Annotated in this window: 23 protein-coding genes; 5 read left to right on the top strand and 18 right to left on the bottom strand. The window is 67.5% G+C overall.

The features are described from left to right. Window positions 1-25 precede the first annotated feature (25 nt). The 4 genes from GV001_RS02970 to trxA all read right to left on the bottom strand — a co-directional run bounded on the left by GV001_RS02970 (window position 26) and on the right by trxA (window position 4,542). Window positions 26-994 (bottom strand): CDP-6-deoxy-delta-3,4-glucoseen reductase, encoded by a 969-nt coding sequence (locus GV001_RS02970; RefSeq protein ID WP_160077972.1) that lies wholly within the window; start codon window positions 992-994, stop codon window positions 26-28. Then, window positions 994-2,460 carry a 4-hydroxy-3-polyprenylbenzoate decarboxylase gene (gene ubiD, locus GV001_RS02965; RefSeq protein WP_160077970.1) on the bottom strand — a complete coding sequence of 489 codons (1,467 nt, stop codon included), beginning with the start codon at window positions 2,458-2,460 and terminating at the stop codon, window positions 994-996. The genes GV001_RS02970 and ubiD overlap by 1 nt, the downstream gene beginning before the upstream one ends. Before the next feature lie 243 nt (window positions 2,461-2,703). Next, complete coding sequence (gene rho / locus GV001_RS02960) at window positions 2,704-3,963, bottom strand: transcription termination factor Rho (protein ID WP_160077968.1); 1,260 nt, start codon at window positions 3,961-3,963, stop codon at window positions 2,704-2,706. Between the two features lie 252 nt (window positions 3,964-4,215). Next, a complete protein-coding gene (trxA, locus tag GV001_RS02955) occupies window positions 4,216-4,542 on the bottom strand; it encodes a thioredoxin TrxA (RefSeq protein WP_160077966.1) in 327 nt (108 codons plus the stop codon). A gap of 217 nt (window positions 4,543-4,759) precedes the next feature. Here trxA and ppx point away from each other — a divergent pair, with 217 nt between their 5' ends. Further along, window positions 4,760-6,262, top strand: a complete 1,503-nt coding sequence (gene ppx, locus GV001_RS02950; protein ID WP_160077964.1) for an exopolyphosphatase — start codon at window positions 4,760-4,762, stop codon at window positions 6,260-6,262. 91 nt (window positions 6,263-6,353) lie between these two features. Here ppx and ppk1 read toward each other — a convergent pair whose 3' ends face one another. The 3 genes from ppk1 to GV001_RS02935 form a co-directional block, all read right to left on the bottom strand. After that, a complete protein-coding gene (gene ppk1, locus GV001_RS02945) occupies window positions 6,354-8,570 on the bottom strand; it encodes a polyphosphate kinase 1 (RefSeq protein WP_160077962.1) in 2,217 nt (738 codons plus the stop codon). A gap of 19 nt (window positions 8,571-8,589) precedes the next feature. Continuing rightward, complete coding sequence (gene hemB, locus GV001_RS02940; RefSeq protein ID WP_160077960.1) at window positions 8,590-9,603, bottom strand: porphobilinogen synthase; 1,014 nt, start codon at window positions 9,601-9,603, stop codon at window positions 8,590-8,592. Window positions 9,604-9,702: 99 nt separating this feature from the next. Continuing rightward, window positions 9,703-10,944, bottom strand: a complete 1,242-nt coding sequence (locus GV001_RS02935; RefSeq protein WP_160077958.1) for a sterol desaturase family protein — start codon at window positions 10,942-10,944, stop codon at window positions 9,703-9,705. A 150-nt stretch (window positions 10,945-11,094) separates the two neighbouring features. Between GV001_RS02935 and elbB the strand changes: the two genes are divergently transcribed. After that, on the top strand, window positions 11,095-11,760 hold the full coding sequence (gene elbB / locus GV001_RS02930; RefSeq protein ID WP_160077956.1) for an isoprenoid biosynthesis glyoxalase ElbB: 666 nt from the start codon (window positions 11,095-11,097) through the stop codon (window positions 11,758-11,760). A gap of 221 nt (window positions 11,761-11,981) precedes the next feature. Beyond that, window positions 11,982-12,452, top strand: coding sequence for a thioesterase family protein (locus GV001_RS02925; RefSeq protein WP_160077954.1), 471 nt, complete (start codon window positions 11,982-11,984; stop codon window positions 12,450-12,452). Window positions 12,453-12,495: 43 nt separating this feature from the next. On the opposite strand, the gene GV001_RS02920 is transcribed toward GV001_RS02925, so the two are convergent. From GV001_RS02920 to GV001_RS02900, 5 genes are all read right to left on the bottom strand, one after another. Beyond that, a complete protein-coding gene (locus GV001_RS02920; RefSeq protein WP_160077952.1) occupies window positions 12,496-12,948 on the bottom strand; it encodes a YaiI/YqxD family protein in 453 nt (150 codons plus the stop codon). Between the two features lie 63 nt (window positions 12,949-13,011). Then, the gene (locus GV001_RS02915) at window positions 13,012-14,904 is read right to left on the bottom strand and encodes a cytochrome c/FTR1 family iron permease (RefSeq protein ID WP_160077950.1); all 1,893 of its coding nucleotides are present in this window, start codon (window positions 14,902-14,904) and stop codon (window positions 13,012-13,014) included. Window positions 14,905-15,092: 188 nt separating this feature from the next. Continuing rightward, window positions 15,093-15,722 carry a homoserine/homoserine lactone efflux protein gene (gene rhtB, locus GV001_RS02910; RefSeq protein ID WP_160077948.1) on the bottom strand — a complete coding sequence of 210 codons (630 nt, stop codon included), beginning with the start codon at window positions 15,720-15,722 and terminating at the stop codon, window positions 15,093-15,095. A gap of 76 nt (window positions 15,723-15,798) precedes the next feature. Continuing rightward, a complete protein-coding gene (locus GV001_RS02905) occupies window positions 15,799-16,551 on the bottom strand; it encodes a TerC family protein (RefSeq protein ID WP_160077946.1) in 753 nt (250 codons plus the stop codon). A gap of 82 nt (window positions 16,552-16,633) precedes the next feature. Next, window positions 16,634-18,547, bottom strand: a complete 1,914-nt coding sequence (locus tag GV001_RS02900) for an ATP-binding cassette domain-containing protein (protein WP_160077944.1) — start codon at window positions 18,545-18,547, stop codon at window positions 16,634-16,636. A gap of 50 nt (window positions 18,548-18,597) precedes the next feature. Here GV001_RS02900 and GV001_RS02895 point away from each other — a divergent pair, with 50 nt between their 5' ends. Further along, entirely contained in the window at window positions 18,598-19,059 is a 462-nt protein-coding gene (locus GV001_RS02895) for a TIGR02444 family protein (protein WP_160077942.1), read from the top strand. Window position 19,060: 1 nt separating this feature from the next. Here GV001_RS02895 and GV001_RS02890 read toward each other — a convergent pair whose 3' ends face one another. Then, the gene (locus GV001_RS02890; protein WP_160077940.1) at window positions 19,061-20,029 is read right to left on the bottom strand and encodes an AlgP family protein; all 969 of its coding nucleotides are present in this window, start codon (window positions 20,027-20,029) and stop codon (window positions 19,061-19,063) included. A 126-nt stretch (window positions 20,030-20,155) separates the two neighbouring features. On the opposite strand from GV001_RS02890, the gene GV001_RS02885 reads away from it, so the two are divergent. Then, window positions 20,156-20,806, top strand: coding sequence for an FKBP-type peptidyl-prolyl cis-trans isomerase (locus GV001_RS02885; RefSeq protein WP_160077938.1), 651 nt, complete (start codon window positions 20,156-20,158; stop codon window positions 20,804-20,806). A gap of 19 nt (window positions 20,807-20,825) precedes the next feature. Here GV001_RS02885 and rsd read toward each other — a convergent pair whose 3' ends face one another. The 5 genes from rsd to GV001_RS02860 all read right to left on the bottom strand — a co-directional run bounded on the left by rsd (window position 20,826) and on the right by GV001_RS02860 (window position 25,048). After that, on the bottom strand, window positions 20,826-21,299 hold the full coding sequence (gene rsd, locus GV001_RS02880; RefSeq protein ID WP_160077936.1) for a sigma D regulator: 474 nt from the start codon (window positions 21,297-21,299) through the stop codon (window positions 20,826-20,828). Between the two features lie 184 nt (window positions 21,300-21,483). Continuing rightward, a complete protein-coding gene (locus GV001_RS02875) occupies window positions 21,484-22,011 on the bottom strand; it encodes a DUF3833 domain-containing protein (protein WP_160077934.1) in 528 nt (175 codons plus the stop codon). An 88-nt stretch (window positions 22,012-22,099) separates the two neighbouring features. After that, window positions 22,100-22,591, bottom strand: coding sequence for a disulfide bond formation protein B (locus GV001_RS02870; RefSeq protein WP_160077932.1), 492 nt, complete (start codon window positions 22,589-22,591; stop codon window positions 22,100-22,102). Between the two features lie 115 nt (window positions 22,592-22,706). Beyond that, complete coding sequence (locus tag GV001_RS02865; RefSeq protein WP_160077930.1) at window positions 22,707-23,942, bottom strand: heme biosynthesis HemY N-terminal domain-containing protein; 1,236 nt, start codon at window positions 23,940-23,942, stop codon at window positions 22,707-22,709. Further along, window positions 23,939-25,048, bottom strand: coding sequence for a uroporphyrinogen-III C-methyltransferase (locus tag GV001_RS02860; RefSeq protein ID WP_256664851.1), 1,110 nt, complete (start codon window positions 25,046-25,048; stop codon window positions 23,939-23,941). The genes GV001_RS02865 and GV001_RS02860 overlap by 4 nt, the downstream gene beginning before the upstream one ends. Between the last annotated feature and the right edge of the window lie 10 nt (window positions 25,049-25,058).

Genomic DNA, 25,058 nt, shown 5'->3' with positions numbered 1-25,058 from the left:
CGGGCGGCTTTTGCATGGGTAACAGTTAGTCGCGCGGGGCGTAGGCGAACACATCGGCGCGCATCTGGTGCGCGTCCATGCCGGCCGCGACCAGGGCATCCAAGGTGCCGTAGACCATCGCCGGCGAACCGCTGGCATACACATGCAGGGCCTTGAGGTCGGCGAAGTCCTCACACACCGCCTCGTGCAGCAGGCCGCAGCGCCCGGACCAGTCGCCCGGTTCGCTGACCACCCGGTGCAGATGCAGGCCGGGCGTCTGTTGCCAGTCGGCCCAGTGCGGCAACTGGTAGAAATCCTCGGCGTGGCGCACGCCCCAGTACAGGTGCACCGGATGCCGGAAGCCAGCGGCGCGGCAATGCTCGATCAGGCTGTGCATCTGGCCCATGCCGGTACCGGCGGCGATCAGCACCAGCGGCCCGGCCGGCAGCTCGGCCAGGTGGGTGTCGCCGAACGGCAGCTGGACGCGGGCAAAACCCTGCCGGCGGAGGAAGTCGACCAGCGCCAGGGTGCCTTCGTCGCGCGCCAGGATATGCAGCTCCAGCTCGCGCCCGTCGTGCGGCGCCGAGGCCAGCGAGTAGGCGGCATATTCGCCATCCTGACGCTGCAGCAGCAGGTATTGCCCGGCGTGGTAGCGCGGCGGCTTGCCGGCCGGGGCGCGCAGGCGCACGCGGTACACATCGCCGCCGACCTCCAGGCACTCGATCAGCTGGCAGCTCAGCTCGCGCTGCGGCAGCTCGCCCGGCGCCAGCACGCCGTCCCAGTGCAGCACGCAGTCTTGCAGCGGCTCGGCCAGGCAGGTGAACAGCTCGCCCTGGCTGCGCTCCTCACCGCCCTGGCGCACCCGGCCCTCGACCAGCAGGGCCGCGCAGACATGGCAGTTGCCGTTGCGGCAGCTCTGCGGGCAGGTGTAGCCGAGGCGCCGCGCGGCATCCAGAATGCGCTCGCCGGCCCGGACGTCGAGCTGCGCGCCGGACGGTTGCAGAATGACTTTCATCAATCGATCCCGAGCTCGCTCCACAGCGCATCGACCCGCTGCTTGACCGCCTCGTCCTGGACGATGGCACGGCCCCACTCGCGCGTGGTCTCGCCCGGCCACTTGTGGGTAGCGTCCAGGCCCATCTTGCTGCCGAGGCCGGAAACCGGCGAGGCGAAGTCGAGGTAGTCGATCGGCGTGTTGTCGATCAGCACCGTGTCACGCTTGGGGTCCATGCGCGTGGTGATGGCCCAGATCACGTCGTTCCAGTCCCGTGCGTTGACGTCGTCGTCGGTGACGATGACGAACTTGGTGTACATGAACTGGCGCAGGAAGCTCCACACCCCGAGCATCACCCGCTTGGCGTGGCCGGGGTACTGTTTCTTGATGGTCACCACCGCCATGCGGTACGAGCAGCCTTCCGGCGGCAGGTAGAAGTCGGTGATCTCCGGGAACTGCTTCTGCAGGATCGGCACGAACACTTCGTTGAGCGCCACGCCGAGAATCGCCGGCTCGTCCGGCGGCCGCCCGGTGTAGGTGCTGTGGTAGATCGGCTTCTGCCGGCGGGTGATGCGTTCGACGGTGAATACCGGGAAGCGGTCGACCTCGTTGTAGTAGCCGGTGTGGTCGCCGTACGGGCCCTCGTCGGCCATCTCGCCGGGATGGATCACCCCTTCGAGGACGATCTCGGCACTGGCCGGCACCTGCAGGTCACTGCCGCGGGCCTTGACCAGCTCGGTCTTGTTGCCGCGCAGCAGGCCGGCGAAGGCGTACTCGGAGAGGCTGTCCGGCACCGGGGTGACCGCGCCGAGAATGGTCGCCGGGTCGGCACCGAGGGCCACGGCCACCGGGTAGGGCTGGCCGGGAAACTTCTCGCACCAGTCGCGGTAGTCCAGGGCACCGCCACGGTGGCTGAGCCAGCGCATGATGACCTTGTTGCGGCCGATCACCTGCTGGCGGTAGATACCGAGGTTCTGCCGGTCCTTGTTGGGCCCCTTGGTGATGGTCAGGCCCCAGGTGATCAGCGGGCCGACATCGCCCGGCCAGCAGGTTTGCACCGGCAGCCTGGTCAGGTCGACGTCGTCGCCTTCCTCTATCACTTCCTGGCACGGCGCGTCTTTCAGCACCTTGGGCGCCATGCTCAGGACCTTCTTGAAGATCGGCAGCTTGGACCAGGCGTCCTTCAGCCCCTTGGGCGGCTCCGGCTCCTTGAGAAAGGCCAGCAGCTTGCCGATCTCGCGCAGCTCGCCGACTTCCTCGGCGCCCATGCCCAGGGCCACGCGTTTGGGCGTGCCGAACAGGTTGCCGAGCACCGGCATGTCGAAGCCCGTGGGATTCTCGAACAGCAGCGCCGGGCCGCCCTTGCGCAGGGTGCGGTCGCAGATTTCGGTCATCTCCAGCACGGGAGAAACCGGGGTCTGGATGCGCTTGAGTTCGCCGCGCTGTTCCAGGCCGCGGATAAAGTCGCGAAGGTCGCGATACTGCATGCTTGAGCCTCGTATAGGCGTGCAGGTCGGGGCGCAAAGTTTAGCGCCGAACTGGGTTATTCAGAAGGCCGCACAAATGCAAAGGCCGGGTTTCCCCGGCCTTTGTGGCAACGAATCAAGACAGGCTCGTCGCGAGCGACGGTCAGGCTAGGCAAAAATGGCTGAGGAAGCGGAGTTTACGAGTTGTAAATGAGCATTCCGAAGCCATTTTTAACAACGCATGACCGAGCGCAGCAGAGCCGCTTACTTGCGCTTCATCGACAAGAAGAATTCATCGTTGGTCTTGCTGTCTTTCAGCTTGTCGAGGAGGAACTCGATGGCGGCGATCTCGTCCATCGGGTGCAGCAGTTTGCGCAGGATCCACATGCGCGACAGCTCTTCCTCGCCGGTCAGCAACTCTTCGCGGCGGGTGCCGGACTTGTTGATGTTGATGGCCGGGAACACACGCTTCTCGGCGATGCGGCGGTCCAGCGGCAGCTCCATGTTGCCGGTGCCCTTGAACTCTTCGTAGATCACTTCATCCATCTTCGAGCCGGTTTCCACCAGCGCGGTGGCGAGGATGGTCAGCGAACCGCCCTCCTCGATGTTGCGCGCGGCGCCGAAGAAGCGCTTGGGCTTCTCCAGGGCATGGGCGTCGACACCACCGGTGAGGACCTTGCCGGAGCTGGGGATCACGGTGTTGTAGGCGCGCGCCAGGCGGGTGATGGAGTCGAGCAGGATGACCACGTCCTTCTTGTGCTCGACCAGACGCTTGGCCTTCTCGATCACCATCTCGGCAACCTGTACGTGGCGGGTCGGCGGTTCGTCGAAGGTCGAGGCGACCACTTCGCCGCGCACGGTGCGCTGCATCTCGGTCACTTCTTCCGGGCGCTCGTCGATCAGCAGGACGATCAGGTGGCACTCGGGGTTGTTGCGGGTGATGTTGGCCGCGATGTTCTGCAGCATGATGGTCTTGCCCGCCTTCGGCGGGGCGACGATCAGGCCGCGCTGGCCCTTGCCGATCGGCGCGCAGAGGTCGATCACCCGCGCGGTCAGGTCTTCCTTGGAACCGTTGCCGGCTTCCATCTTCAGACGCTGGGTCGGGAACAGTGGCGTCAGGTTCTCGAACAGGATCTTGTTCTTGGCGTTTTCCGGGCGGTCGAAGTTGATCGAGTCGACCTTGAGCAGGGCGAAGTAGCGCTCGCCTTCTTTCGGCGGGCGGATCTTGCCGACAATGGTGTCGCCGGTACGCAGGTTGAAGCGGCGGATCTGGCTGGGCGAGACGTAGATGTCGTCCGGGCCGGCCAGGTACGAGGAGTCCGCGGAGCGCAGGAAGCCGAAGCCGTCCTGGAGGATCTCCAGCACGCCGTCACCGGAGATCTCTTCGCCGCTTTTAGCGTGCTTTTTCAGCAGGGCGAAGATGATGTCCTGCTTGCGCGAACGGGCCATGTTCTCCAGGCCCATCTGTTCGGACATTTCCAGCAGTTCGGCAATCGGCTTTTGCTTGAGTTCGGTCAGATTCATAGGAATGACGTAGCTTTGAGGAAGGGGGGTGAAAGCACTGGGCTTTGGAAGCCGCGCCGCGAGAAGGCGACTGGATCGCTCGATATTATCGATTGGGGATGCGTCGGCGACGGCTTGAAGGGCAGCGGAGGAACCGCTGACCGGCCGAATGTAACACCGGCCAGGCGGTGCGTCCAGCCTGCAGAAAGCAAAAACCCCGCAGAGTGCGGGGCTTTATTGCAACATCCGAGCAGACGGCCGGGCCGCGCGCAATCAGATGTTGGCGTCGAGGAAGGCGGCCAGCTGCGACTTCGACAGGGCACCGACCTTGGTCGCCTCGACGTTGCCGTTCTTGAACAGCATCAGGGTCGGGATGCCACGCACGCCGTACTTCGGCGGGGTGTCCTGGTTTTCGTCGATGTTCAGTTTGCAGACCTTCAGCTTGCCCTGGTAGGTCTGGGCGATCTCGTCGAGCACCGGGGCGATCATCTTGCACGGGCCGCACCATTCGGCCCAGTAATCGACCAGGACCGGACCTTCGGCCTTGATCACGTCGTCTTCGAAACTGGCGTCGCTGACGTTGGTGATGAAATCGCTCATGGATAGTCTCCGTGGTCGGAAGCAGAAAAGTGGCGGCCATGATAGCCCGCCTTGACCTGCGCCGAAAGTCGGCAGGCCATTGTGCTTGCCTATCGCCTGCCCGGGAAAAGCTGATGAAAGAATGCGGCAGGACGGCCGGGGGAGGTTAACATGCAGGGCATTGGACCGACCGCTCCAGTGCGGCCGGCTGCCTCTGTTCAGTTTCGAGACCTTGACCATGCCGCAAACTGCCCCCGAGTCGTTTTCCCTGATTGCCGCCATCGACCTTGGCTCCAACAGCTTCCACATGGTTCTGGCCAAGGCCGAGCATGGCGAAGTGCGGATACTCGAACGCCTGGGCGAAAAGGTGCAGCTGGCCGCCGGTCTCGACGAACAGCGCCTGCTCAGCGAGGAAGCCATGCAGCGCGGGCTCGACTGCCTGAGCCGCTTCGGCCAGCTGATCCAGGGCCTGCCCCAGGGCGCAGTGCGCATCGTCGGCACCAACGCCCTGCGCGAGGCGCGCAACCGCGCCGAGTTCATCCGCCGCGCCGAAGCCCTGCTCGGCCACCAGGTGGAAGTCATTTCCGGGCGCGAGGAAGCGCGCCTGATCTACCTCGGCGTGTCCCACAGCATGCCGGACAACCCCGGCAAGCGCCTGGTCGCAGACATCGGCGGCGGCAGTACCGAATTCATCGTCGGCCAGCGCTTCGAGCCGCTGCTGCGCGAAAGCCTGCAGATGGGCTGCGTCAGCTACACCCAGCGCTACTTCAGGGACGGCAAGGTCACCGCCGCGCGCTATGCCCAGGCCTACACCGCCGCGCGCCTGGAACTAATGACCATCGAACAGGGCCTGCAGCGCCTCGGCTGGCAGGAAGCGCTGGGCGCCTCCGGCACCATCCGCGCCGTGGGCCTGGCGATCCAGGCCGGCGGCCTGGGCAGCGGCGAGATCAACCCCGAGGGCCTGGCCTGGCTCAAGCGCAAGGTGCTCAAGCTCGGCGACGTGGACAAGCTGGACCTCGACGGCATCAAGCCGGACCGCCGGCAGATATTCCCCGCCGGCCTGGCGATCAGCGAGGCGATCTTCGACGCCCTCGACCTGCAGCGCATGGACCACTCCGAAGGCGCCCTGCGCGAAGGCGTGCTGTACGACCTGCTCGGCCGCCATCACCACGAGGACGTACGCGAGCGCACCCTCGGCGCGCTGATGGAGCGCTACCACGTCGACCTGCAGCAGGCCGCCCGGGTCGAGGCCAAGGCACTGTCGGCACTGGAGCAGGTCAGCGAGGCCTGGCAGCTGGACGACGAATGGCACCGCGACCTGCTGCAGTGGGCCGCGCGGGTGCACGAGATCGGCCTGGACATCGCCCACTACCACTACCACAAGCACGGCGCCTACCTGATCGAGCACTCCGACCTGCCCGGCTTCTCGCGCCAGGACCAGCTGATGCTGGCCCTGCTGGTGCGCGGCCACCGGCGCAACATCCCCAAGGAGCGCTTCGCCGAGTTCGGCGAGGAAGGCATCAAGCTGTTGCGCCTGTGCGTGCTGCTGCGCTTCGCCATCCTCTTCCACCATATCCGCGGCACCCAGGAAATGCCCCGCCTGAAGCTGCAGGCCGGGCCGCAGAGCCTCGACCTGACCTTCCCCGAAGGCTGGCTGGACGCCAACCCGCTGACCCAGGCCGACTTCGCCTTGGAAGCCGAATGGCTGACGCGGATCGGCTTCGTCCTGACCATGCGCTGAGCGCCGTCGCAACGAAAAAGCCCCGCATTTGCGGGGCTTTTTCGTTTATGCCGGGCGGCGCGCCAAGGCCAAGGCGTCCGTAGCCGCGGGCTCAGCGCGCCGCGGGGCTGGTCAGCTTCTCCAGCAGGCTGGCCTGGGCGCTGCGCAGGTTGGCGTTGCCGCTCGGGGTGATGCGCAGGTAGCGCCCGTCCGGCTGCAACGCCCAGGCCTGGGTGTTGTCGGTCAGATAGGCTTCCAGCTCCTTCTTCACCCGCACGATCAGCTTGCGTCCCTCCACCGGGAAACAGGTCTCCACGCGCTTGTCGAGGTTGCGCTCCATCCAGTCGGCGCTGGACAGGTAGATCTTCTCCTCGCCGCCATTGAGGAAGTAGAACACCCGTGTGTGCTCGAGGAAGCGGCCGATGATCGAGCGCACCTGGATGTTGTGCGACACCCCGGGAATACCCGGACGCAGGCAGCACATGCCGCGCACCACCAGGTCGATCCTCACCCCGGTCTGGCTGGCCTTGTACAGCGCGCGAATGATCTTCGCGTCGGTCAGCGAGTTGAACTTGGCGATGATGTGCGCCGGCTTGCCCTCGCTGGCCTGCTGGGTCTCGAAGGCGATCAGGTCGAGCAGGGTCTTCTTCAGGGTGAACGGCGCGTGCAGCAGCTTCTTCATGCGCAGGGTCTTGCCCATGCCGATCAGCTGGCTGAACAGCTTGGAGACGTCCTCGCCGAGGGCCACGTCGGCGGTCAGCAGACTGTAGTCGGTGTACAGGCGGGCGTTGCCGGCATGGTAGTTGCCGGTGCCGAGGTGCGCGTAGCGGACGATCTCGCCGCCCTCGCGACGCAGGATCAGCATCATCTTGGCGTGGGTCTTGAAGCCGACCACGCCGTAGATCACTACCGCGCCGGCGGCCTGCAGGCGACTGGCCAGGGCCAGGTTGGACTCCTCGTCGAAGCGCGCGCGCAGCTCGATCACCGCGGTGACTTCCTTGCCGTTGCGCGCCGCATCCACCAGCGCGTCGACGATCTCCGAGTTGGCCCCGGAGCGGTACAGGGTCTGCTTGATCGCCAGCACGTTGGGGTCTTTCGCCGCCTGGCGCAGCAGGTCGACCACCGGGGTGAACGACTCGAAGGGGTGCAGCAGGAGGATGTCCTGCTTGCTCACCACGTTGAAGATGTTCTCGCTGTTCTGCAGCAGCTTGGGGATCACCGGGGTGAACGGCGCGTATTGCAGCTCCGGATGACTGGCCAGGCCGGTGATGGCGAACAGGCGGGTCAGGTTGACCGGGCCGTTGACCCGGTACAGCTCGCTGTCGCTCAGGTTGAACTGCTTGAGCAGGTAGTCCGACAGGTGCTGCGGGCAGGTGTCGGCCACTTCCAGGCGCACCGCGTCGCCGTAGCGGCGACTGAACAGCTCGCCGCGCAGGGCACGGGCCAGGTCCTCGACGTCCTCGGTGTCCACCGACAGGTCGGCGTTGCGGGTCAGGCGGAACTGGTAGCAGCCCTTGACCTTCATGCCCTGGAACAGGTCGTCGGCGTGGGCATGGATCATCGAGGAGAGGAACACGTAGTTGTCCCCCGCGCCGCCGACCTCCTCCGGCACCTTGATGATGCGCGGCAGCAGGCGCGGCGCCGGGATGATCGCCAGACCGGAATCGCGGCCGAAGGCGTCGATGCCTTCCAGCTCGACGATGAAGTTCAGGCTCTTGTTCACCAGCAGCGGGAAGGGGTGCGTCGGGTCGAGGCCGATCGGGGTGATGATCGGCGCGATCTCGTCGCGGAAATAGCGGCGCACCCAGGCCTTGAGCTTGGCGGTCCAGTGCCGACGGCGGATGAAGTTGATGCTGTGCGTGGCCAGCGCGGGAAACAGCACGTCGTTGAGGATGGCGTACTGCCGGCCGACCTGCTCGTGCACCAGCTCGGAGATCCGCGCCAGCACCTGGTGCGGCAGCAGACCATCGGCACCGGCCTGCTCGCGGGCGAAGTTGATCTGCTTCTTCAGCCCGGCCACGCGGATCTCGAAGAACTCGTCGAGGTTGCTGGAGAAGATCAGCAGGAACTTCAGCCGTTCGAGCAGCGGATAGGACTCGTCCAGCGCCTGCTCCAGCACGCGGATATTGAACTTCAGCTGGGACAGCTCGCGGTGGATGTACAGGCTGCTGTCGTCCAGCCCCGGCACGGGGGCCGGCGCGGCCACGGGGGCGGCCACCGGCGCTTCAACGACGGGTGCTACTTCGGCCACGCTCACTTCCTCCAGGATCGGCGCAGCAATCGGCTGACCATCCACTACTTCGTTCTCGCTCAGTCCCTCGGTGTTCATCGCTTGTTCCCTGGGGGCTTCAGTGCCCTGCCTTGATCAGTTCTGCCGCCCGTTTGGCGAAGTAGGTCAGGATGCCATCGGCGCCGGCGCGTTTGAAGGCGGTGAGCGATTCGAGGATCACCGCCTCGCTGAGCCAGCCGTTCTGGATGGCCGCCATGTGCATCGCGTACTCGCCACTGACCTGGTAGACAAAGGTCGGCACGCGGAATTCCTCTTTGACCCGCCAGAGGATGTCGAGATAGGGCATGCCCGGCTTGACCATGACCATGTCGGCACCTTCGGCCAGGTCCGCCGCCACCTCGTGCAGCGCCTCGTTGCCGTTGGCCGGGTCCATCTGGTAGGTGTTCTTGCTGCCCTTGCCCAGGTTGGCGGCCGAACCCACCGCATCGCGGAACGGGCCGTAGTAGGCGCTGGCGTACTTGGCCGAGTAGGCCATGATGCGCACGTTGCTGTGCTCGGCCAGCTCCAGCGCCTCGCGGATCGCCTGCACGCGCCCGTCCATCATGTCCGACGGCGCCACCACCTGGGCACCGGCCGCGGCATGGGACAACGCCTGCTTGACCAGGGCATCGACGGTGACGTCGTTCTGCACATAACCGTTGTCGTCGAGAATGCCGTCCTGGCCGTGCGTGGTAAAGGGGTCCAGGGCCACGTCGCTGATCACCCCCAGCTCCGGGAAGCGCGCGCGCAGGGCACGGATGGCGCGCTGGGCGATGCCGTCCGGGTTCCAGGCTTCCTCGCCGAGCAGGGATTTCTTCTCCAGCGGCGTCACCGGGAACAGCGCCAGCGCCGGAATGCCCAGGGCCACCCACTCTTCCGCCTCTTTGAGCAGCAGGTCGATGGACAGGCGCTCGACGCCCGGCATCGACGGAATCGCTTCGCGGCGGTTTTCGCCGTCGAGGACGAACACCGGCAGGATCAGGTCGTCGACCGTCAGCACGTTCTCGCGCACCAGACGGCGGGAGAAGTCATCGCGACGGTTACGGCGCAGGCGGGTGGCGGGGAACAGGCGATTGGCGGGGGTAAAGCTCACGGCAGACTCCGGGGCCCACGCGCGCGGGCTCAGTGTGACGGTTATAAGCTGCCATTATGACCAATTGATGACGCCTGCGGCATCGCCACGACAAACTAATCAGGCGCGCAGCGGCGCGACCCGTTGCCGCTGCAGCAGCCCCAGCGCCAGCAGGCTCAGGCCGCTGTAGCCCAGCAGCAGCGGCCAGGCCGGATCCGCCGCCGTACCGAGCAGGCCCTGCTGCCCGGCCAGCCATAGCAGCGGCGGGTTGAGCGCCAGGCGCAGCAGCTCCAGCCACAGCACGAACGGCCGGTTCTCCAGCCAGGCGCCGAGGGCATACAGGCCGTAGGCCATCCAGGCGCAGGCGAGCAGCTGGGCAAGCGGCGGCCACTGCTCGCCCAGCGCCAGCAGGCCGCTGCCGAGCAGCAGATAGACGACGAACTGCAGCAGGGCGTAGACCTGCCGCGGCCGCCCCAGCGGCACGGCGAACTTCGTGAAATGCGCCAGGTCCGGCTTGCTGCGCGGATCGCGCGCCGCGACATCGGCCGGACGCCAGCCGGTGCGCATGAAGCCGATACGCAGCTTGTCCCACCAGGATTCGGCGCGCACCGCGTCCCGCCACAGCAGCACGTAGAACTGCAGGTTGGCCCACAGCGGGTTCCAGCTGGCCAGCGGGGTGGTCACGCCGAACACCACCGGTTCCTCGTCGTGCTCCTCCTGGAAGGTGCCGAACAGGCGGTCCCAGAGGATGAACACACCGCCGTAGTTGCGATCCATGTACAACGCGTTCTGCGCATGGTGCACGCGGTGGTTGGACGGGCTGACGAAGAACCATTCGAACCAGCCGAGCTTGGGGATGTGCCGGGTATGCACCCAGAACTGGTACAGCAGATTCATCGCCGCCACGCCGAGAAACACCGGCAGCGGCACCCCGGCGACGGCCAGCGGCAGGTAGAAGATCCAGCCGAAGATGAAGCCGGTGCTGGTCTGGCGCAGGGCGGTGGAGAGGTTGTACTCCTCGCTCTGGTGGTGCACCGAATGGGCGGCCCAGAGGATGTTGCGCTCGTGGCCCAGGCGATGCAGCCAGTAGTAGCAGAAGTCGTAGCCGACGAAGGCGAGCAACCAGACCCACGGGCTGTCGGCCGCCAGCTCGAACAGCCCCAGCTGCTGCCAGGCGAAGCTGTAGCTGAGCACGCCGACACCCTTGCTCAGCAGGTTCAGCGAGGTCGACAGCACGCCGGCGCTGAGGCTGTTCAAGGCGTCGGCCAGGCGATAGCTGCGCACGCCGCGCCAGCGATCGGCGAGCAGTTCGAGGCCGATCAGGAAGAGAAACACGGGCACGGCGTAGAGGATGTAATTCACGGTTCACCCATATCGTTACGGCGGTTCGCGGGCTAGCATTGCGGTATTGGTCGCCATGCTAAGCCAGCCGCGCAGCGCCACCGAGTACCGGGCATGCCAGGCCGGGCGGCATTTGGCGACACCCGCTGTATCCCCGATCAGGAGCAAGCCATGAGCAAGAAAGTAGCCGTCATCCTCTCCGGCTGCGGCGTCTATGACGGTGCGGAAATCCACGAAAGCGTGATCACCCTGCTGCGCCTCGACCAGCGCGGCGCCCAGGTGCAGTGCTTCGCGCCGAACGTGGCGCAGATGCATGTGATCAACCACCTGACCGGCGAGGAAATGGCGGGCGGCCGCAATGTCCTGGTCGAGTCCGCGCGCATCGCCCGCGGCAATGTCGAGGATGTGCGCGAGCTGCACGTCGAGCATTTCGACGCACTGATCCTGCCCGGCGGCTTCGGCGTGGCCAAGAACCTCTCCGACTTCGCCGTGAAGGGCGCCGACTGCAGCGTGCAGGCCGACGTCCTGGCCGCCGCCCAGGCCTTCGCCAGGGCCGGCAAGCCGATCGGCCTGATCTGCATCGCCCCGGCCCTGGCGACCAGGATCTTCGGTGCCGGCGTCACCTGCACCCTGGGCAGCAGCGAAGACCCGGCCGCCGCCGCGCTGCAGACGATGGGCGGCAATCACCAGGAATGCACGGTGGAAGACATAGTCGAGGACAGCGCACACAAGCTGGTCAGCACCCCGGCCTACATGCTCGCCCAGTCGATCGCCGAGGCGGCGAGCGGGATCAACAAGCTGGTCGACCGCGTGCTGGAGCTGGCCCACCCGCACTGAGCCGCGAACCTGGCGTAGGTTGGGTTGAGCGCAGCGAAGCCCAACGGCGGACAGACAGGCCGCTACAGGGCCTGAACCTTCGCCCGTTGGGCTTCGGCGCTGCGCGCCTCAACCCAACCTACGCCGATCCGGCCAATCGCCGTGACAGCCGCGCCGCGGCGCTGGCCAAGCCGGCCCGATTGCGGCAGCGTGACAGGCCACTCCAGCGCAGGAACGCCGTCATGAGCCACGCCCCCTTCGAACTCACCGCCGAGCTGCACGACGCCGTCAGCAGCTTCTTCCAGCGCATCCCGTTCAACCAGGTGCTGGGCATCCGGCTCGACGAGCTGGCCGTCGACAAGGTGGTGATGAGCCTGCCGATGAAGCCCGAGCTGATCGGCAACTTCGTCCACGGCATCCTGCACGGCGGAGTGATCTCCTCGCTGCTCGACGTGGCCGGCGGCGCCATGGCGCTGATCGGCGCCTTCGAGCGGCACCAGCACCTGCCCAGCAGCGAGCGCATGGCCCGCCTGTCCAAGCTCGGCACCATCGACCTGCGCGTCGACTACCTGCGCCCCGGGCGCGGCCAGTCGTTCACCGCCACGGCGGTGCTGCTGCGCTCCGGCAACAAGGTGGCGGTGGTGCGCAGCGAACTGCACGGCGACGACGGCAGCCTGGTCGCCGTGGGTACCGGCACCTATCTGTGCGGCTAAGCCGTAGATCTGCTGAGCTATCTGCCTGCGGATTGCAGCCGGGCTACGCGCGCATCAGGCGGGTGAGGATACGGTCCAGCGAATTGGCGAAGGCCTGACGATCCTTATCGCCGTAGGCGGCCTGGCCGCCGCCCATCTGGCCCTGCTCGCGCAGGTCGGTGAACAGATTGCGCACCGCCAGGCGCTCGCCTATGTTGCGTTCGTCGAACTCGCGACCGCGCGGATCGAGGGCACTGACGCCCTTCTTCACCAGGCGGTCGGCCAGTGGCACGTCGCTGCAGATCACCAGCTCGCCGGGCACGGCATGCTCGACCAGGTGATCGTCCGCCGCATCCGGGCCGCTCGGCACCACGATCAGCCGCACGCAGGTGAAGCCCGGCCGCGCCACCGGCTGGCCGGCCACCAGCACCACCTCGAAGCCACGCTTGAGGGCGAACTTCACCACCTGATCCCGCGCCGCCCGCGGGCAGGCGTCGGCATCGATCCAGACACGCATCGCACAGGTTCTCCAAGAATGACCCGGCCGGCATGGTAAGCCATCCGCCGGCCGGGGTGCGGCCTATCCGGCCGCCTGCGCGCGGCGGCGCTCGCCCAGCCGGCTGCGCCCGTACAGCAGCACGATGGCGGCCAGCGCCAGGCCCTGGGCCGAGAGGCTCCAGGCATCGGCGTGGATGCCCAGCCAGTCGAAGTCGAAGAAAGCCACCGGCCGCGTGCCGAGCACCCCGGCCTCCTGCAGCGCCGCCACGCCGTGGCCGGCGAACACCACCGACAGCGCGCACAGCAGCACCGCGTTGGCGCTGAAGAAGGTCGCCAGCGGCAGCTTGCGCGAGCCGCGCAGGATCACCCAGGCCAGGCCGAGCAGCAGCACCAGGGCCGCTCCGGCACCGGCCAGGACCATGCCGTGACCGGCCGGGCCGGCCTGCAGCCAGAGGGTTTCGTAGAACAGGATGACCTCGAACAGCTCGCGGTAGACCGAGAAGAACGCCAGCACGGCGAAGCCGAAGCGCCCGCCGCCGCCGACCAGGCTTCTCTTGATGTAGTCCTGCCAGGCCGCCGCATGCCGGCGGTCGTGCATCCACACCCCGAGCCACAGCACCATGACGCTGGCGAACAGCGCGGTGAGGCCTTCCAGCAGCTCGCGCTGGGCGCCGCTGACGTCGATCAGGTAGGCCGCCAGGGCCCAGGTGGCGACGCCGGCCAGCAGCGCCAGGCCCCAGCCGATGTGCACGCTGCGCACCGCCTGCGGCTGGCCGGTGTTGCGCAGGAAGGCAAGGATCGCCGCCAGCACCAGGATAGCTTCCAGGCCTTCGCGCAACAGGATCAGCAGGCTGGAGAAGAAGCTCAGCGAGGCATTCATCGCGCCGCCGGCGAGCAGCTCGGCGGACTCGGCCAACTGCACCTTGGCCGCCTCCAGCGCCTGCGCCGCCTGGGCCACGCTGGCGCCATCCTGCAGCGCCTGGCGGTAGGCCATCAGGCTCTTCTCGGTGCTCTTGCGCTGCAGCGTGTCGAGGTTGTCGAGGGCGCCCTCGACCAGCTCGAAGCCTTCCAGGTAGGCGGCCACCGAGAGGTCGTAGGCCTGCTCGCGGTCATGCTCCCTGTAGGCCTGCAGGCTGCGCTCGAGGGTGGCAACGGTGTGCCCGATCAGCTCCTGCGGGCCGCGCTGCTGTTGCGGCGGCTGCGCGCGCTGGGCGCGGAAGGCGGCACTGTCGCCGCCGCGGGCGGCGACCTCGCCCGGCGTCTGCCCGGCCAGGGCGGCCAGGCTGAAAGGGCTGCTGCCCGCCGCGCCGGGCTCGGCGCTGAAGCCGGCGATATAGCTGGCCAGATCCCAGCGCTGGCGCTCGTCGAGCTGGTCGGCGAAAGCCGGCATGTCGGTGCCCTCGATCCCCAGGCCGAGGGTGTTGAACAGGTCGTACAGGCTCAGGCGGTCCAGCCGCGCACGGTCGCGCAGGTTGGCCGGCGGCGGCTCCAGGCCGATGCCGGCGGGGCCGTCGCCGGCCCCCTGGGCGCCGTGGCAGACCGCGCAATGCTGGGCATACAGCGGCGCGCCGCGTGCCGGATCGGGCGTGATCGCCGGCGCCTGGTGCACCTGGTACAGCTCGGCCAGCCGCGCGGCCAGGCGCCGCGCCTCGCTGGCGACCTGCTCGCCCGGCTGGCGCTGGCTAACCGCCTGGCGCAGCCCGGCGACGCCCTGCTCCAGCTCCGCGCGCTCGGCCTTGGCCGGCAGGGCGACGATCAGCCCCTGGAGCACCCCGAGGAATTCCAGCTGCTCGCGGTATTCGCCCCCATCGACGATCTCGCCGGCGGCCACGGTCGCCGGGTAGTCGGCGCCGATATAGCCCAGCAGGTGCAGGGCCTGGGCCGCCCCTTCAGTGGTTGCGGCCCCGGCAGCCAGGCTGAACAGGGACAGGACGGGCAGCAAGAGCATCAGCCAGAAACGGCCAGAACGGGACATGGGCAGATCCATAAATGAGAATGCTTAAGATTAAATTGTTACCTTGCTAACAATTTTTCTCAAGCCCCACTCGATGAAGCGTGCCTGCCCTGCCCCGTTTTACCTGCCAGCCGGGCAGTCGCCGCCGCACACCATGCTGGCCAGCGGCAGCTTCCGGGCCCGGGACGAGCAGCCGATGTGCTGGTGACTCAGGCCGCCGCGCGGCGCACGGTAGCCAGCAATGCGGCGGCGGCGATGAACAGGCCGCCGAAGGTGCGATTGAGCAGGCGCTGCTGGCGCGGCGTGCGCAGGGCACGCAGCACGCGGGAGGCCAGACCGGTGTAGCCGGCCATGACGATCAGATCCACCGTGATCATGGTCACGCCCATGATCAGATACTGCGGCACCAGTGGCTCCTGTGGGTGGATGAACTGCGGCAGCACGGCGAGCATGAAGATGATCGCCTTGGGGTTGCTGGCATTGACCAGGAAGCCGCGCAGCACCAGGGTCAGCGGGCGCCCGAGCGGCCGCTCGCCGGTGGTGACGATCTCGCCGGGCAGCGCCAGCCACTGCTTCCAGCCCAGGTAGACCAGGTAGGCCACGCCGAACCATTTGATCAGGGCGAAGGCCAGCGCCGAGGTGGCCAGCAGCGCGCCGACGCCGGCGGCGACCACGGCGATCTGCAGAGCCAAGCCGATCTGCAGACCCAGGGCGTTCCAGTAACCGCGCCAGAAACCGTACTGCAGGCCGCTGGACATCGAGGCGATGGCCCCGGCGCCCGGCGACAGGCTGATCACCCAGCAGGCGACGAAGAAAGCGAGCCAGGTTTCGAGAGCCATGGCGAATACCTCAAAAGCAAAAAGGGGCAGGCCGTACAGCCTACCCCTCCGTTTTATGCCTGCCCAGCCCTGCGGATCAGTCCGGCAGATCCTTGCGCAGGTGCACCGGCTCGACCTGCTTCTTCTGTTTGCTGCGCAGGCGGATGTTGACCGCCTCCACCGCCAGGGAGAAGGCCATGGCGAAGTAGACGTAGCCCTTCGGCACATGCACTTCGAAGGCTTCGCCGATCAGCACCACGCCGACCACGATGAGGAACGACAGCGCCAGCATCTTCAGCGACGGGTGCTTGTCGATGAAGTCGCTGATGGTGCCGGCCGACAGCATCATCACCAGCACGGAGATGACGATGGCGGCGACCATCACCGGCACGTTCTGCACCAGGCCGACGGCGGTGATCACCGAGTCCAGGCTGAAGACGATGTCGATGATCGCGATCTGCACGATGATGCCCATGAAGCCGTAGGCCTTGCCGCCACCCTGCTGTGCTTCCTCGGCACCTTCCAGGCTGTGGAAGATTTCCATGGTGCTCTTGAACAGCAGGAACAGGCCGCCGAAGAACAGGATCAGGTCACGCCCGGAAATGCCGTGACCGGCGACGCTGAACAGGTCGTTGGTCAGGCGCATCACCCAGGTGATCGACAGCAGCAGCAGGATGCGCGTGCCCATGGCCAGGGCCAGGCCGAAGAAGCGCGCCTTGGGTTGCTGGGCGGCCGGCAGGCGGCTGACCAGGATCGAGATGAAGATGATGTTGTCGATGCCGAGAACGATCTCCAGGGCGGTCAGGGTGAAAAAGGCGACCCAGATCTCCGGGCTCATCAGCCATTCCATGTTGTTGCCTCAGTGGTTTAGTGAATTCGTGTAGAGCTGCCTTGACGCCGCCCGCCGAGCCCGGCAAAGCACCGGCAGGTTGTCAGTCGGCGGCCTGGGCCAGCTGTTGTTCCAGGCTTTCCAAGTGTTCCAGGGCGGCCATCCAGCTTTCTTCCAGCTCGCCTTCGCGGCTTTTCAGGCGGGCCTGCTCGGCCAGCAGCTCGCGCAGCTCGTCCTTGCGCGCGGCCTCATAGATGCCGCTGTCGCCCAGACGCTCCTCGACCCTGGCCAGCTGCTCGTGCAGCTGGCCCAGCTCCTTCTCCAGCTTGTCCGCCTCGCGCTTGTGCGGTGCCAGCTGCTGACGCAGGGCGGCGGCGGCCTGGCGCTGGGCGCGCTTGTCGGTCTTGTCGGCGGCCGGCGCTGCCGTGGTTTGCGGCTGCTGGCGGGCCCGGAAGTCGACCAGCCAGCGCGCGTAGTCTTCCAGGTCGCCATCGAACGGCTGCACGCGGCCATCGGCGACCAGAAGGAACTCGTCGGTGGTGCTCTTGAGCAGGTGACGGTCGTGGGACACCACCAGCACCGCGCCGGCGAACTCCTGCAGGGCCATGGTCAGGGCCAGGCGCATTTCCAGGTCGAGGTGGTTGGTCGGTTCGTCGAGCAGCAGCAAGTTGGGCTTGCCCCAGGCAATCAGGGCCAGGGCCAGGCGCGCCTTCTCGCCACCGGAGAAGTTCTGCACCGCCTCGTCACAGCGCGGGCCGCGGAAGTCGAAGCCGCCGAGGAAGTCGCGCAGGGTCTGCTCGCGCTCGCCAGGGGCGATGCGCTGCAGGTGCAACAGCGGGCTGGCCTTGGCATCCAGCGAGTCGAGCTGGTGCTGGGCGAAGTAGCCGATCGACAGGTTCTCGCCACGCGCCAGGCGCCCGGACAGCGGCGTGAGTTCGCCGGAGAGGGTCTTGATCAGGGTCGACTTGCCGGCGCCGTTGGGACCGAGCAGGCCGATGCGCGCGCCCGGCACCAGCTGCAGCTTGACCTGTTGCAGCACCACCTTGTCGCCATAGCCGAGCTGCGCGTCGGCCATGTCCAGCAGCGGACTGGAGATCTTCTCGGCCTCGCGGAAGACGAAGTCGAACGGCGAGTCGACATGGGCCGGCGCCAGTTCCTCCAGGCGCTCCAGGGCCTTGATCCGGCTCTGCGCCTGGCGCGCCTTGGTCGCCTGGGCCTTGAAGCGGGCGATGTACTTTTCCATGTGCGCGCGCTGCGCCTGCTGCTTCTCGTAGGCCTGCTGCTGCTGGGCCAGGCGTTCGGCGCGGGTACGTTCGAAGGCCGAGTAGCCGCCACGATAGAGGGCCAGCTTCTGCTGTTCGAGGTGCGCCACATGGTCGACCACCGCATCGAGGAAGTCACGGTCGTGGGAGATCAGCAACAGGGTGCCGGGGTAGGCCTTCAGCCAGTCTTCCAGCCAGAGGATGGCGTCGAGGTCGAGGTGGTTGGTCGGCTCGTCGAGCAGCAGCAGGTCGGACGGGCACATCAGCGCCTGGGCCAGGTTCAGGCGCATGCGCCAGCCACCGGAGAAGTCGCCAACGCGGCGATCCATCTGCTCGTTGCTGAAACCGAGGCCGGCCAGCAGCTTGCGCGCGCGGGCATCGGCGGTGTAGCCGTCGGCGTTGTCCAGTTCGCTGTGCAGGCGGGCGATGGCCGTGCCGTCGTGGGCCGCTTCGGCGGCGGTCAGGTCGCGCTGCACCTGGCGCAGGTGGCTGTCGCCATCCAGCACGTAATCCACGGCCAGGCGTTCGAGGTCGTCGACCTCCTGGCGCATGTGGGCGATGCGCCAGTCCGGCGGCAGGTTGCAGTCGCCGGCGTCGGGACCGAGTTCGCCACGCAGCAGGGCGAACAGGCTGGATTTGCCGGCGCCGTTGGCACCGATCAGGCCGGCTTTGTGGCCGGCGTGCAGGGTCAGCTCGGCGCCTTCGAGCAGGCGTTGCGGACCACGCTGTAGAGTGAGGTTCTGGAGTCGGATCATAATGGCCGCGGAGTCTACCAGCTTCGCCCCGCCATCGCCCGGAGAGCCGCATGCCGTCTGACCTGTGGAGTTTTGCCAGTTGTTGCTATGCACGCCCGGGCGTCGAGGCGGCCTGCCTGCGCCTGCAGGCGGCGGGGGCGGACGTGTGCCTGCTGCTGTGCGGGTTGTGGCTGGAACAGCGCGGCGTGCCGTGCAACGACGAGCGCCTGGCAGCCCTCCGCGCACTGAGCGAGCCCTGGCAACGCCAGGTGGTGCAGCCATTGCGCGAACTGCGGCAGAGCTGGCGCACGACGGCAGCCACGGATGAGGTACAGCAACGCCTGCGGGCGCAGGTCAAGGCACTCGAACTGGAGGCCGAGCGCGAGCTGTTGGCCCGACTGGAAGCCGAGGTGAACGGCTGGCCGCACGCCGGGCAGCATGGCGTGGCGGACTGGCTGGAAGCCTTGGCGGGAACCGCAGGAGAGTGCCGCGACGCGCTGCAGGTGCTGCGCGCCGCGACGACTCAGGCCTGACTCAGGCGCCGGTTGGCGGCGTGCTGCCGTTACCGGAGGCCGGCGTAGCCGGAGCAGCAGCCGCAGGCGCCGCGGCCGGGGCAGCCGGCGCGGCGGGCTTGGCCGCCGGCTTCTTCGCGGCAGGCTTGGCGGCGGCCGGTTTCGCAGCAGGCTTGGCAACTGGCTTGGCAGCAGTCGGCGCGGCCTTGGCGGCTGGCTTGGCAGCTGGTTTAGCCGCGGCCTTGACCGGAGCCTTGGCCGCTGCCGGCTTGGCAGCCGCTGCGGCCGGTTTGGCGGCGGGCTTGGCCACCGGCTTTGCAGCAGCCGGCCTGGCCGCGGCGGGCTTGGTGGCGGCGGGCTTGGCAGCAGGTTTGGCAGCGGTCTTCGGCGCAGGCTTGGCCGGGGTCTTGGCCACCGCCGGCTTGGCGGCAGTCGCAACAGGCTTGGCTGCCGACTTGGCCGCTGCCGGACGAGCTACCGCCGGCTTGGCCGCAGTTTTCACCGCGGCCTTGGCCATGGCGGGCTTGCTGGCGGCGGGCTTCTTCGCTGCCGGCTTGGCGGCGGCGCTGACCGCCGGCGCGGCCGTCGAACGCAGGTGCAATGCCTTCGCCGCGGCTTCCTTGACCTTGCCGATACCCTGGGCCAGCTTCAGGCTTTCCTGGGCATCGCGCTTGAGCTGGAGGATGTAATTGCGGGTTTCGGTCTGCCGCGTCTTGAGGTTATCGAGCCCCTCTTCCAGTTCGGCGATCAGCTTGCTGGCCTTATTCTGGGCCTTGGCCTTGCCAGCCTTGGCGGCGTCCTGCAGCTTGCTGCGGGCTTCGTGGAGCTTTTCCTGGGCCTTGCCGCGCTGTTTTTCCAGCTTGGTCAGCAATTCCTCGGCTTCGACCAACGCCTGCGAGCAGGCACTTTCGAGATGCTCCAGCAGGCTATGGGAAAGCTGCTGGAGAAGGTGCAGCGGAGTGGTAACGGGCTTCTTATTGTTGGTCGGCATGGCGTGCCTCCTAACGGACGTGGGTGCCCCCATACTAGACGGCAGATGCGCAGGTCGCTAGCCGCTGATTGTCGCGCTGCGCGGCACTGGCATAATCGGCCGCAACTCCCTTCCGAGACCGCCCCGATGTCGCGCTGTTCCGTGCTTCTGCTCTGCCTGTTTCCGACGCTATTGGCGGCAGCACCGCAACCGGATGATCTGGCCTACAGCCTGGGCGCCCGCCTGGGCGAAAGATTGCGCAGCGAAGTACCCGGCCTGCCGCTGTCGGCGCTGCTCGACGGCCTGAGCCAGGCCTATCGCGGCGAGCCCCTGCGCCTGCCCGCGGAGCGTATCGACAGTCTGCTGGACGAGCACGAAGCCCAGTTGCAGCAGCACGGCGCGGCCGCGCGCCACGAGCAGGCGCAAGCCGCGGAGCGGCGCTTTCTGGCGACGGAAAAAGCCAAGGCCGGGGTGCGTGAACTGGACGGCGGCGTGCTGGTGCAGGAGCTGCGCGGCGGCAGGGGAGACAACCCGCGCAGGAACGGCCGGGTGCAGGTGCACTACCGCGGCGAGCTGGCCGATGGCAGCCTGTTCGACCAGAGCGAAGGCGCCCAATGGTTTCGCCTCGACAGCCTGATCCGTGGCTGGCAGACGGCCTTGCTGGCCATGCCGGTGGGCGCCAAATGGCGGGTGGTGATTCCCGCCGAACAGGCCTACGGCCAGGCAGGCGCCGGCGACCTGATTCCGCCGGATGCACCGCTGGTCTTCGAGCTGGAACTGCTCGACGTCGCCGACTGAAGGCCGGCCCGCGCGCCCCTCAGACCGGAGCGGCGGCCTGCTGCTGGTGGGCGTTGTGCAGCACTTCGATCAGGCAGTCTTCCAGCTCGAAGCGCTCGTGCAGCAGCTGTCCCAGACGTTTCAGCTCGGCGGCCAGCGACGCGGTATCGCGGCAGTCGCCATTGTCGCAGCGGTCATTGAACGCCAGCGCGACTTCGGTGATCGCTTCGATGCGCGGGTAGATCTGCTTGGCCAGGTCCAGGCCGCGCTGATCGCCGAAGGCCTTGGCCTCGCCGGTCAGCTGCTCGTAGACCTCGAAGTGGCCGGCCGACACGTAGTCGACGAGGATTTCGCAGAAGCGCAGCAAGCCCTGGGCGTTGGCCGCGGGAGCCTGGGGCTTATCACTGAGGGCGGAATAGGCATTGACCAGTTCATGGCGTTCTTGCAGCCAGCGGTCGATCAGCTGGTGTACTCCACCCCATCGTTCCTGGGCGTTCTGGCAGCTCTCGAGCATGATGTTGTCACTTCCCTACTAGTGAATGCTGGTGTACTGCGGCCCCGAGCCGGTTATTTGGCATCTTGGGCAGTCTCGGACAATAACTCGACGCAGTGCCGGATTAATGACGAGACGTGGAGCCAGAGTATGCCCGCCAGCTCCCGCCAGCAAGTCACCTTGATCAGGAAGTTTCTTCACCCCTTCAATTTGCCGGTTTATGGAAGCTCAGCGTGACCTCGCCCAGGTCGACGCCCCACTTGGACATGCGGGCACGATTGAGCATCACCCGCCCGTCCATGAGGAACATCCAGTCATCGAAATCGACCACATAGCGCTCGCCATCGACCTTGAGCAGCAGCTGGTAGCGCCAGTGCAAGGCATTGCCGGACACTTCGCCGACGGCCTCGCCGAGCACATCGGCCGCCGTACCGCGCCAGCTGCCATCGGCCTGGCGGCGCAGGGTCCAGACGCGCCGCTCGGTGCTGCCGTCGCTGTAGGTGAAGCGTTCGTCGAGGGTGCCGACATCGCCCTGCCAGGTCCCCGTGAGGGCGACATGGAAACGCTTGACCACTTCCCCGGAACGGTTCTGGAACATGCCCCAGGCTTCCAGGTCGCCGTTCAGGTAGTCGGACAACTCCAGGGCGGGTTGCTGCGCGGCATACTGGCGGATGTCCGGGCCTGTACAGGCGACAATCGACAGGAGCAGAAGCAGGCCGAGAAAGAAGCGCATGAGCGAGTCCCCGTATTCGTGCAGGAAGGGAGACTATGCAAGGAGGGTGGAGCGCCGGCAAACGCGGAGCGTTACCGGCTATTGCCGATCAGCGGCGGCGCAGCAGCTGGAACAGGCCGAACAGGACCATGCCGGCGAAGGCCAGCAGGCTCCACTCCGGCACGCTCAGGCCGAACAGGGTCCAGGTCACTTCGGCGCAATCGGCGGTGCCGTGAAACACCAGGCGCACGATTTCCTGCAACGGCAGGGCATCGAGCATGAACTCCAGACTCGGCAGGCAGGCCTCCAGCTGATCGGGCGGCACGCTCTGCAGCCAGATCTGGCGCCAGGCCGTACCGCCACCGACCAGGGCGAACAGCAGCGCCAGCCCGGCGTACAGGCGCTGGCCGAGCAGCCCCGGGCCATGAATCGCGGCGACCAGGCAGACCAGGGCGAAAAGGATCACGCAGACCCGCTGGACGATGCACATCGGGCAGGGCTCGAGGCCGACCACATGCTCCAGGTACAGCGCGCCGCCCATCAGGACCAGGCAGCCGAGGAAGGCGAGGAGAAACAGGTTACGCGGGGTGGCCAGGGCCATGGGGACTCCGAAGCAGACAGCAAAGGCGGTTACGGTAGAGGAAAGCCGACCGGGCTTTCAAGGCAAGGCGCGGCACCTCGTCCGTGACCAGGTGCCGCACGTCTCGCCGCGCCGCTCAGCCGTGGGCCGGCTGAGGCAGCTGCGGCAACGGCTGGGCGAGCAGGCCGAGGCTTTCCTGCAGCAGCCGGTTGCTCTGCTGCAGATCGCCCTGGTGCGCCAGCAGACGCGCCAGCTCGGCACAGGTTTCCGCGCTGCGGGAGAACTCCAGGCTGATCTCGAAGTACTCGCGCGCCTTGCCCCACAGGCTGTTCTGCAGGCACAGACGGCCCAGGCTGAGCAGCAGCACCGGGTCCTGCGAGTGCTGTTTGAGCAGCCCTTCGGCGGTCTGCAGCTGGCGCAGCGGGTCACGCCCGCGGAGCATGCCGTAGCAACGCACCAGGCGAGGGTCGTAGCCCTGCTTGAGGGCCTTGCGCAGGACCTCCTCGGCCTCTTCCTGGGCGCCCAGGGCATGCAGCTGGCGGGCATAGGCGAGGAGCAGCTCCGGCTCGCCGCGCTGCGCCGAAGACAGCTGTTGCCAGGCGCTGGTCAGCGGCTGCAGGGCCGCCTCGCCCTGGTTCAACCCGGCTTCCCCGGCGGCCTGCAGGCGCCCGCGCCAGACCCGGCGCTCCAGCTCCGCCAGCTCCTCGCCCGGCAGCACCTTGCCCTTGCGCAGCTCGGGCAGCAGGTCGAGCAGCGCCGACCAGTCTTCCCGCGCCAGCAACAGGCTCTGCAGCTGGCGCAAAACCTGGCGGTGCTGCGGATGGCGCTGGCGCATCACCTGCAGGGTTTCCAGGGCGGCAGTCGCCTCGCCACGGGCCTGCTGCAGCTCGGCATGGGTCAGGGCGATCGCCAACTCGGCCTGCGGCTGGCGCTGCAGGGCACGCTCGAGGAACGCATCGCTCTGCTCGTGGTCGCCCAGCTGCTGTGCCGCGCGGGCCGCGCCGAGGTAATACATCAGCGGCTGCGGTTCGCCCTCGGCGGCACGTTGCAGGTGGCGCACCGCGCGCTCCCAGCGGCCTTCGGCGAGGTCCAGCAGGCCCTTGTCGGCGGCCAGCTGCCGGCGCTTGCCGTGGTTGCGTCGCGACCAGGGATTGAGCAGGCCGCCGGAAACATTGAGCAGGCGCCACAGCCAGCGCAGGCCGCGCACCAGCAGCCAGGCCAACAGCACCAGCAGGAGGAACACCCACAGGCTGGACTCGTAGCGGAAGTTCTTCCAGGCGATCAGCACGTAGCCGCTGTGCTCGACGATGGCCAGGCCCAGCAGGGTGGCGCCGGTCACCGCCAGAAGCAGCAGGAGAATGGCGCGGATCATTGCCCGGCCTCCTCAGTATCCACCGCTTCCGGCAGCAGCTCGCCGGCCTCGCGCTGCTTGAGGTAGGCCTGCAGGGTATTCAGCGCGCCATCCAGGCTGGGCAGCTGGCTGACCACGGGCAGCTCGCTCAGTTCGCCGATGCGCTGCTGCATGGCCTTGACCGCCTGGTTGTCGCGGTCGAAATAGCTGTCCAGCACGTTGTGGGCGGAGGCCAGCGCCTGATTGTAGACGTCCGCCTGGCCATTCAACGCGCCCCACTGCGCCTGCTCCAGGGCCAGGGCCAGGGTCAGCCGGACCTGGGCCAGGCTCTGACCGGCCAGCAGCGGACGCACGTCCTGGTCGGCCTGCAGGTCGAGGCGCACATAGCGCGACAACTGCGCCCACAGGTCGGCCCAGCGGCTGCTGTCGCTGGCACTCGCCGCCGTCGGCACCTCGGCCGGCAGGATGTATTCGGGGGCCAGCATCTGCAGCTGGTCGACCTGGCCGCGCAAGGCCGCGAGCTGCAGGAACAGGCCGCTGCGATCGACCTGCGGCAGGCTGCGCAGGGCTTCCAGCACCTTGATCAGTTCGCCGCGAGCGGCGAAGGCCTGCGGATCGTCCTGGGCCTGGAGGATGGTGTCGGCGCCCTGCACCAGCGCCATGGCGCTGTTGACGTCCTGCAGCGCGCTGAGGCGCAGCATGGCCAGGCGCAGCAGGTGCTCGGCCTCGGCCAGACGCCAGTCTTCACGGCTCTTGCCGAGCAGGCTGGCGAGGTTGCGCGCCAGGCGCTGCTGGTCGCCCTGCAGGCTGACCAGCAGCTCGCGCTGGGTCGCCAGCTGGTCTGCCGTGGGCAGGCCCTGCAGACGCGTGGTCACGTCCGCCCGGCTCTGCTCCAGCTGCTGGCGGGTCGCCTCGCCGACCTGCTGCAGCTGCGTCAGCTGCTGCGCGGCCTGGCCCTGCTGCAGGTACAGCTGCCAGCTGCTCCAGCCCCCGGCGGCCAGGCCGGCGGCGCCGACCAGCAAGGCCAGCATGGCCAAGCCGCGGCCCCTCGGCTTGGCGGCCACGGGCGCCGGCTGACGGGAAACGTCCGGGGTGGGTTCGCTGATCTGCGGGGCTGTTTCGCTCACATGTCCTTCC

The organism is Pseudomonas sp. 8AS, from assembly GCF_902506505.1.
Classification (GTDB): domain Bacteria; phylum Pseudomonadota; class Gammaproteobacteria; order Pseudomonadales; family Pseudomonadaceae; genus Aquipseudomonas.
This window is presented reverse-complemented; position numbering and strand designations above follow the sequence as displayed.

What these genes read in the sequence shown, in the direction of transcription:
- GV001_RS02970 (WP_160077972.1), bottom strand. Translation starts at nt 994, where the DNA reads ATGAAAGTCATTCTGCAACCGTCCGGCGCGCAGCTCGACGTCCGGGCC.
- ubiD (WP_160077970.1), bottom strand. Translation starts at nt 2,460, where the DNA reads ATGCAGTATCGCGACCTTCGCGACTTTATCCGCGGCCTGGAACAGCGC.
- rho (WP_160077968.1), bottom strand. Translation starts at nt 3,963, where the DNA reads ATGAATCTGACCGAACTCAAGCAAAAGCCGATTGCCGAACTGCTGGAA.
- trxA (WP_160077966.1), bottom strand. Translation starts at nt 4,542, where the DNA reads ATGAGCGATTTCATCACCAACGTCAGCGACGCCAGTTTCGAAGACGAC.
- ppx (WP_160077964.1), top strand. Translation starts at nt 4,760, where the DNA reads ATGCCGCAAACTGCCCCCGAGTCGTTTTCCCTGATTGCCGCCATCGAC.
- ppk1 (WP_160077962.1), bottom strand. Translation starts at nt 8,570, where the DNA reads ATGAACACCGAGGGACTGAGCGAGAACGAAGTAGTGGATGGTCAGCCG.
- elbB (WP_160077956.1), top strand. Translation starts at nt 11,095, where the DNA reads ATGAGCAAGAAAGTAGCCGTCATCCTCTCCGGCTGCGGCGTCTATGAC.
- GV001_RS02925 (WP_160077954.1), top strand. Translation starts at nt 11,982, where the DNA reads ATGAGCCACGCCCCCTTCGAACTCACCGCCGAGCTGCACGACGCCGTC.
- GV001_RS02920 (WP_160077952.1), bottom strand. Translation starts at nt 12,948, where the DNA reads ATGCGTGTCTGGATCGATGCCGACGCCTGCCCGCGGGCGGCGCGGGAT.
- GV001_RS02915 (WP_160077950.1), bottom strand. Translation starts at nt 14,904, where the DNA reads ATGTCCCGTTCTGGCCGTTTCTGGCTGATGCTCTTGCTGCCCGTCCTG.
- rhtB (WP_160077948.1), bottom strand. Translation starts at nt 15,722, where the DNA reads ATGGCTCTCGAAACCTGGCTCGCTTTCTTCGTCGCCTGCTGGGTGATC.
- GV001_RS02905 (WP_160077946.1), bottom strand. Translation starts at nt 16,551, where the DNA reads ATGGAATGGCTGATGAGCCCGGAGATCTGGGTCGCCTTTTTCACCCTG.
- GV001_RS02900 (WP_160077944.1), bottom strand. Translation starts at nt 18,547, where the DNA reads ATGATCCGACTCCAGAACCTCACTCTACAGCGTGGTCCGCAACGCCTG.
- GV001_RS02895 (WP_160077942.1), top strand. Translation starts at nt 18,598, where the DNA reads ATGCCGTCTGACCTGTGGAGTTTTGCCAGTTGTTGCTATGCACGCCCG.
- GV001_RS02890 (WP_160077940.1), bottom strand. Translation starts at nt 20,029, where the DNA reads ATGCCGACCAACAATAAGAAGCCCGTTACCACTCCGCTGCACCTTCTC.
- GV001_RS02885 (WP_160077938.1), top strand. Translation starts at nt 20,156, where the DNA reads ATGTCGCGCTGTTCCGTGCTTCTGCTCTGCCTGTTTCCGACGCTATTG.
- rsd (WP_160077936.1), bottom strand. Translation starts at nt 21,299, where the DNA reads ATGCTCGAGAGCTGCCAGAACGCCCAGGAACGATGGGGTGGAGTACAC.
- GV001_RS02875 (WP_160077934.1), bottom strand. Translation starts at nt 22,011, where the DNA reads ATGCGCTTCTTTCTCGGCCTGCTTCTGCTCCTGTCGATTGTCGCCTGT.
- GV001_RS02870 (WP_160077932.1), bottom strand. Translation starts at nt 22,591, where the DNA reads ATGGCCCTGGCCACCCCGCGTAACCTGTTTCTCCTCGCCTTCCTCGGC.
- GV001_RS02865 (WP_160077930.1), bottom strand. Translation starts at nt 23,942, where the DNA reads ATGATCCGCGCCATTCTCCTGCTGCTTCTGGCGGTGACCGGCGCCACC.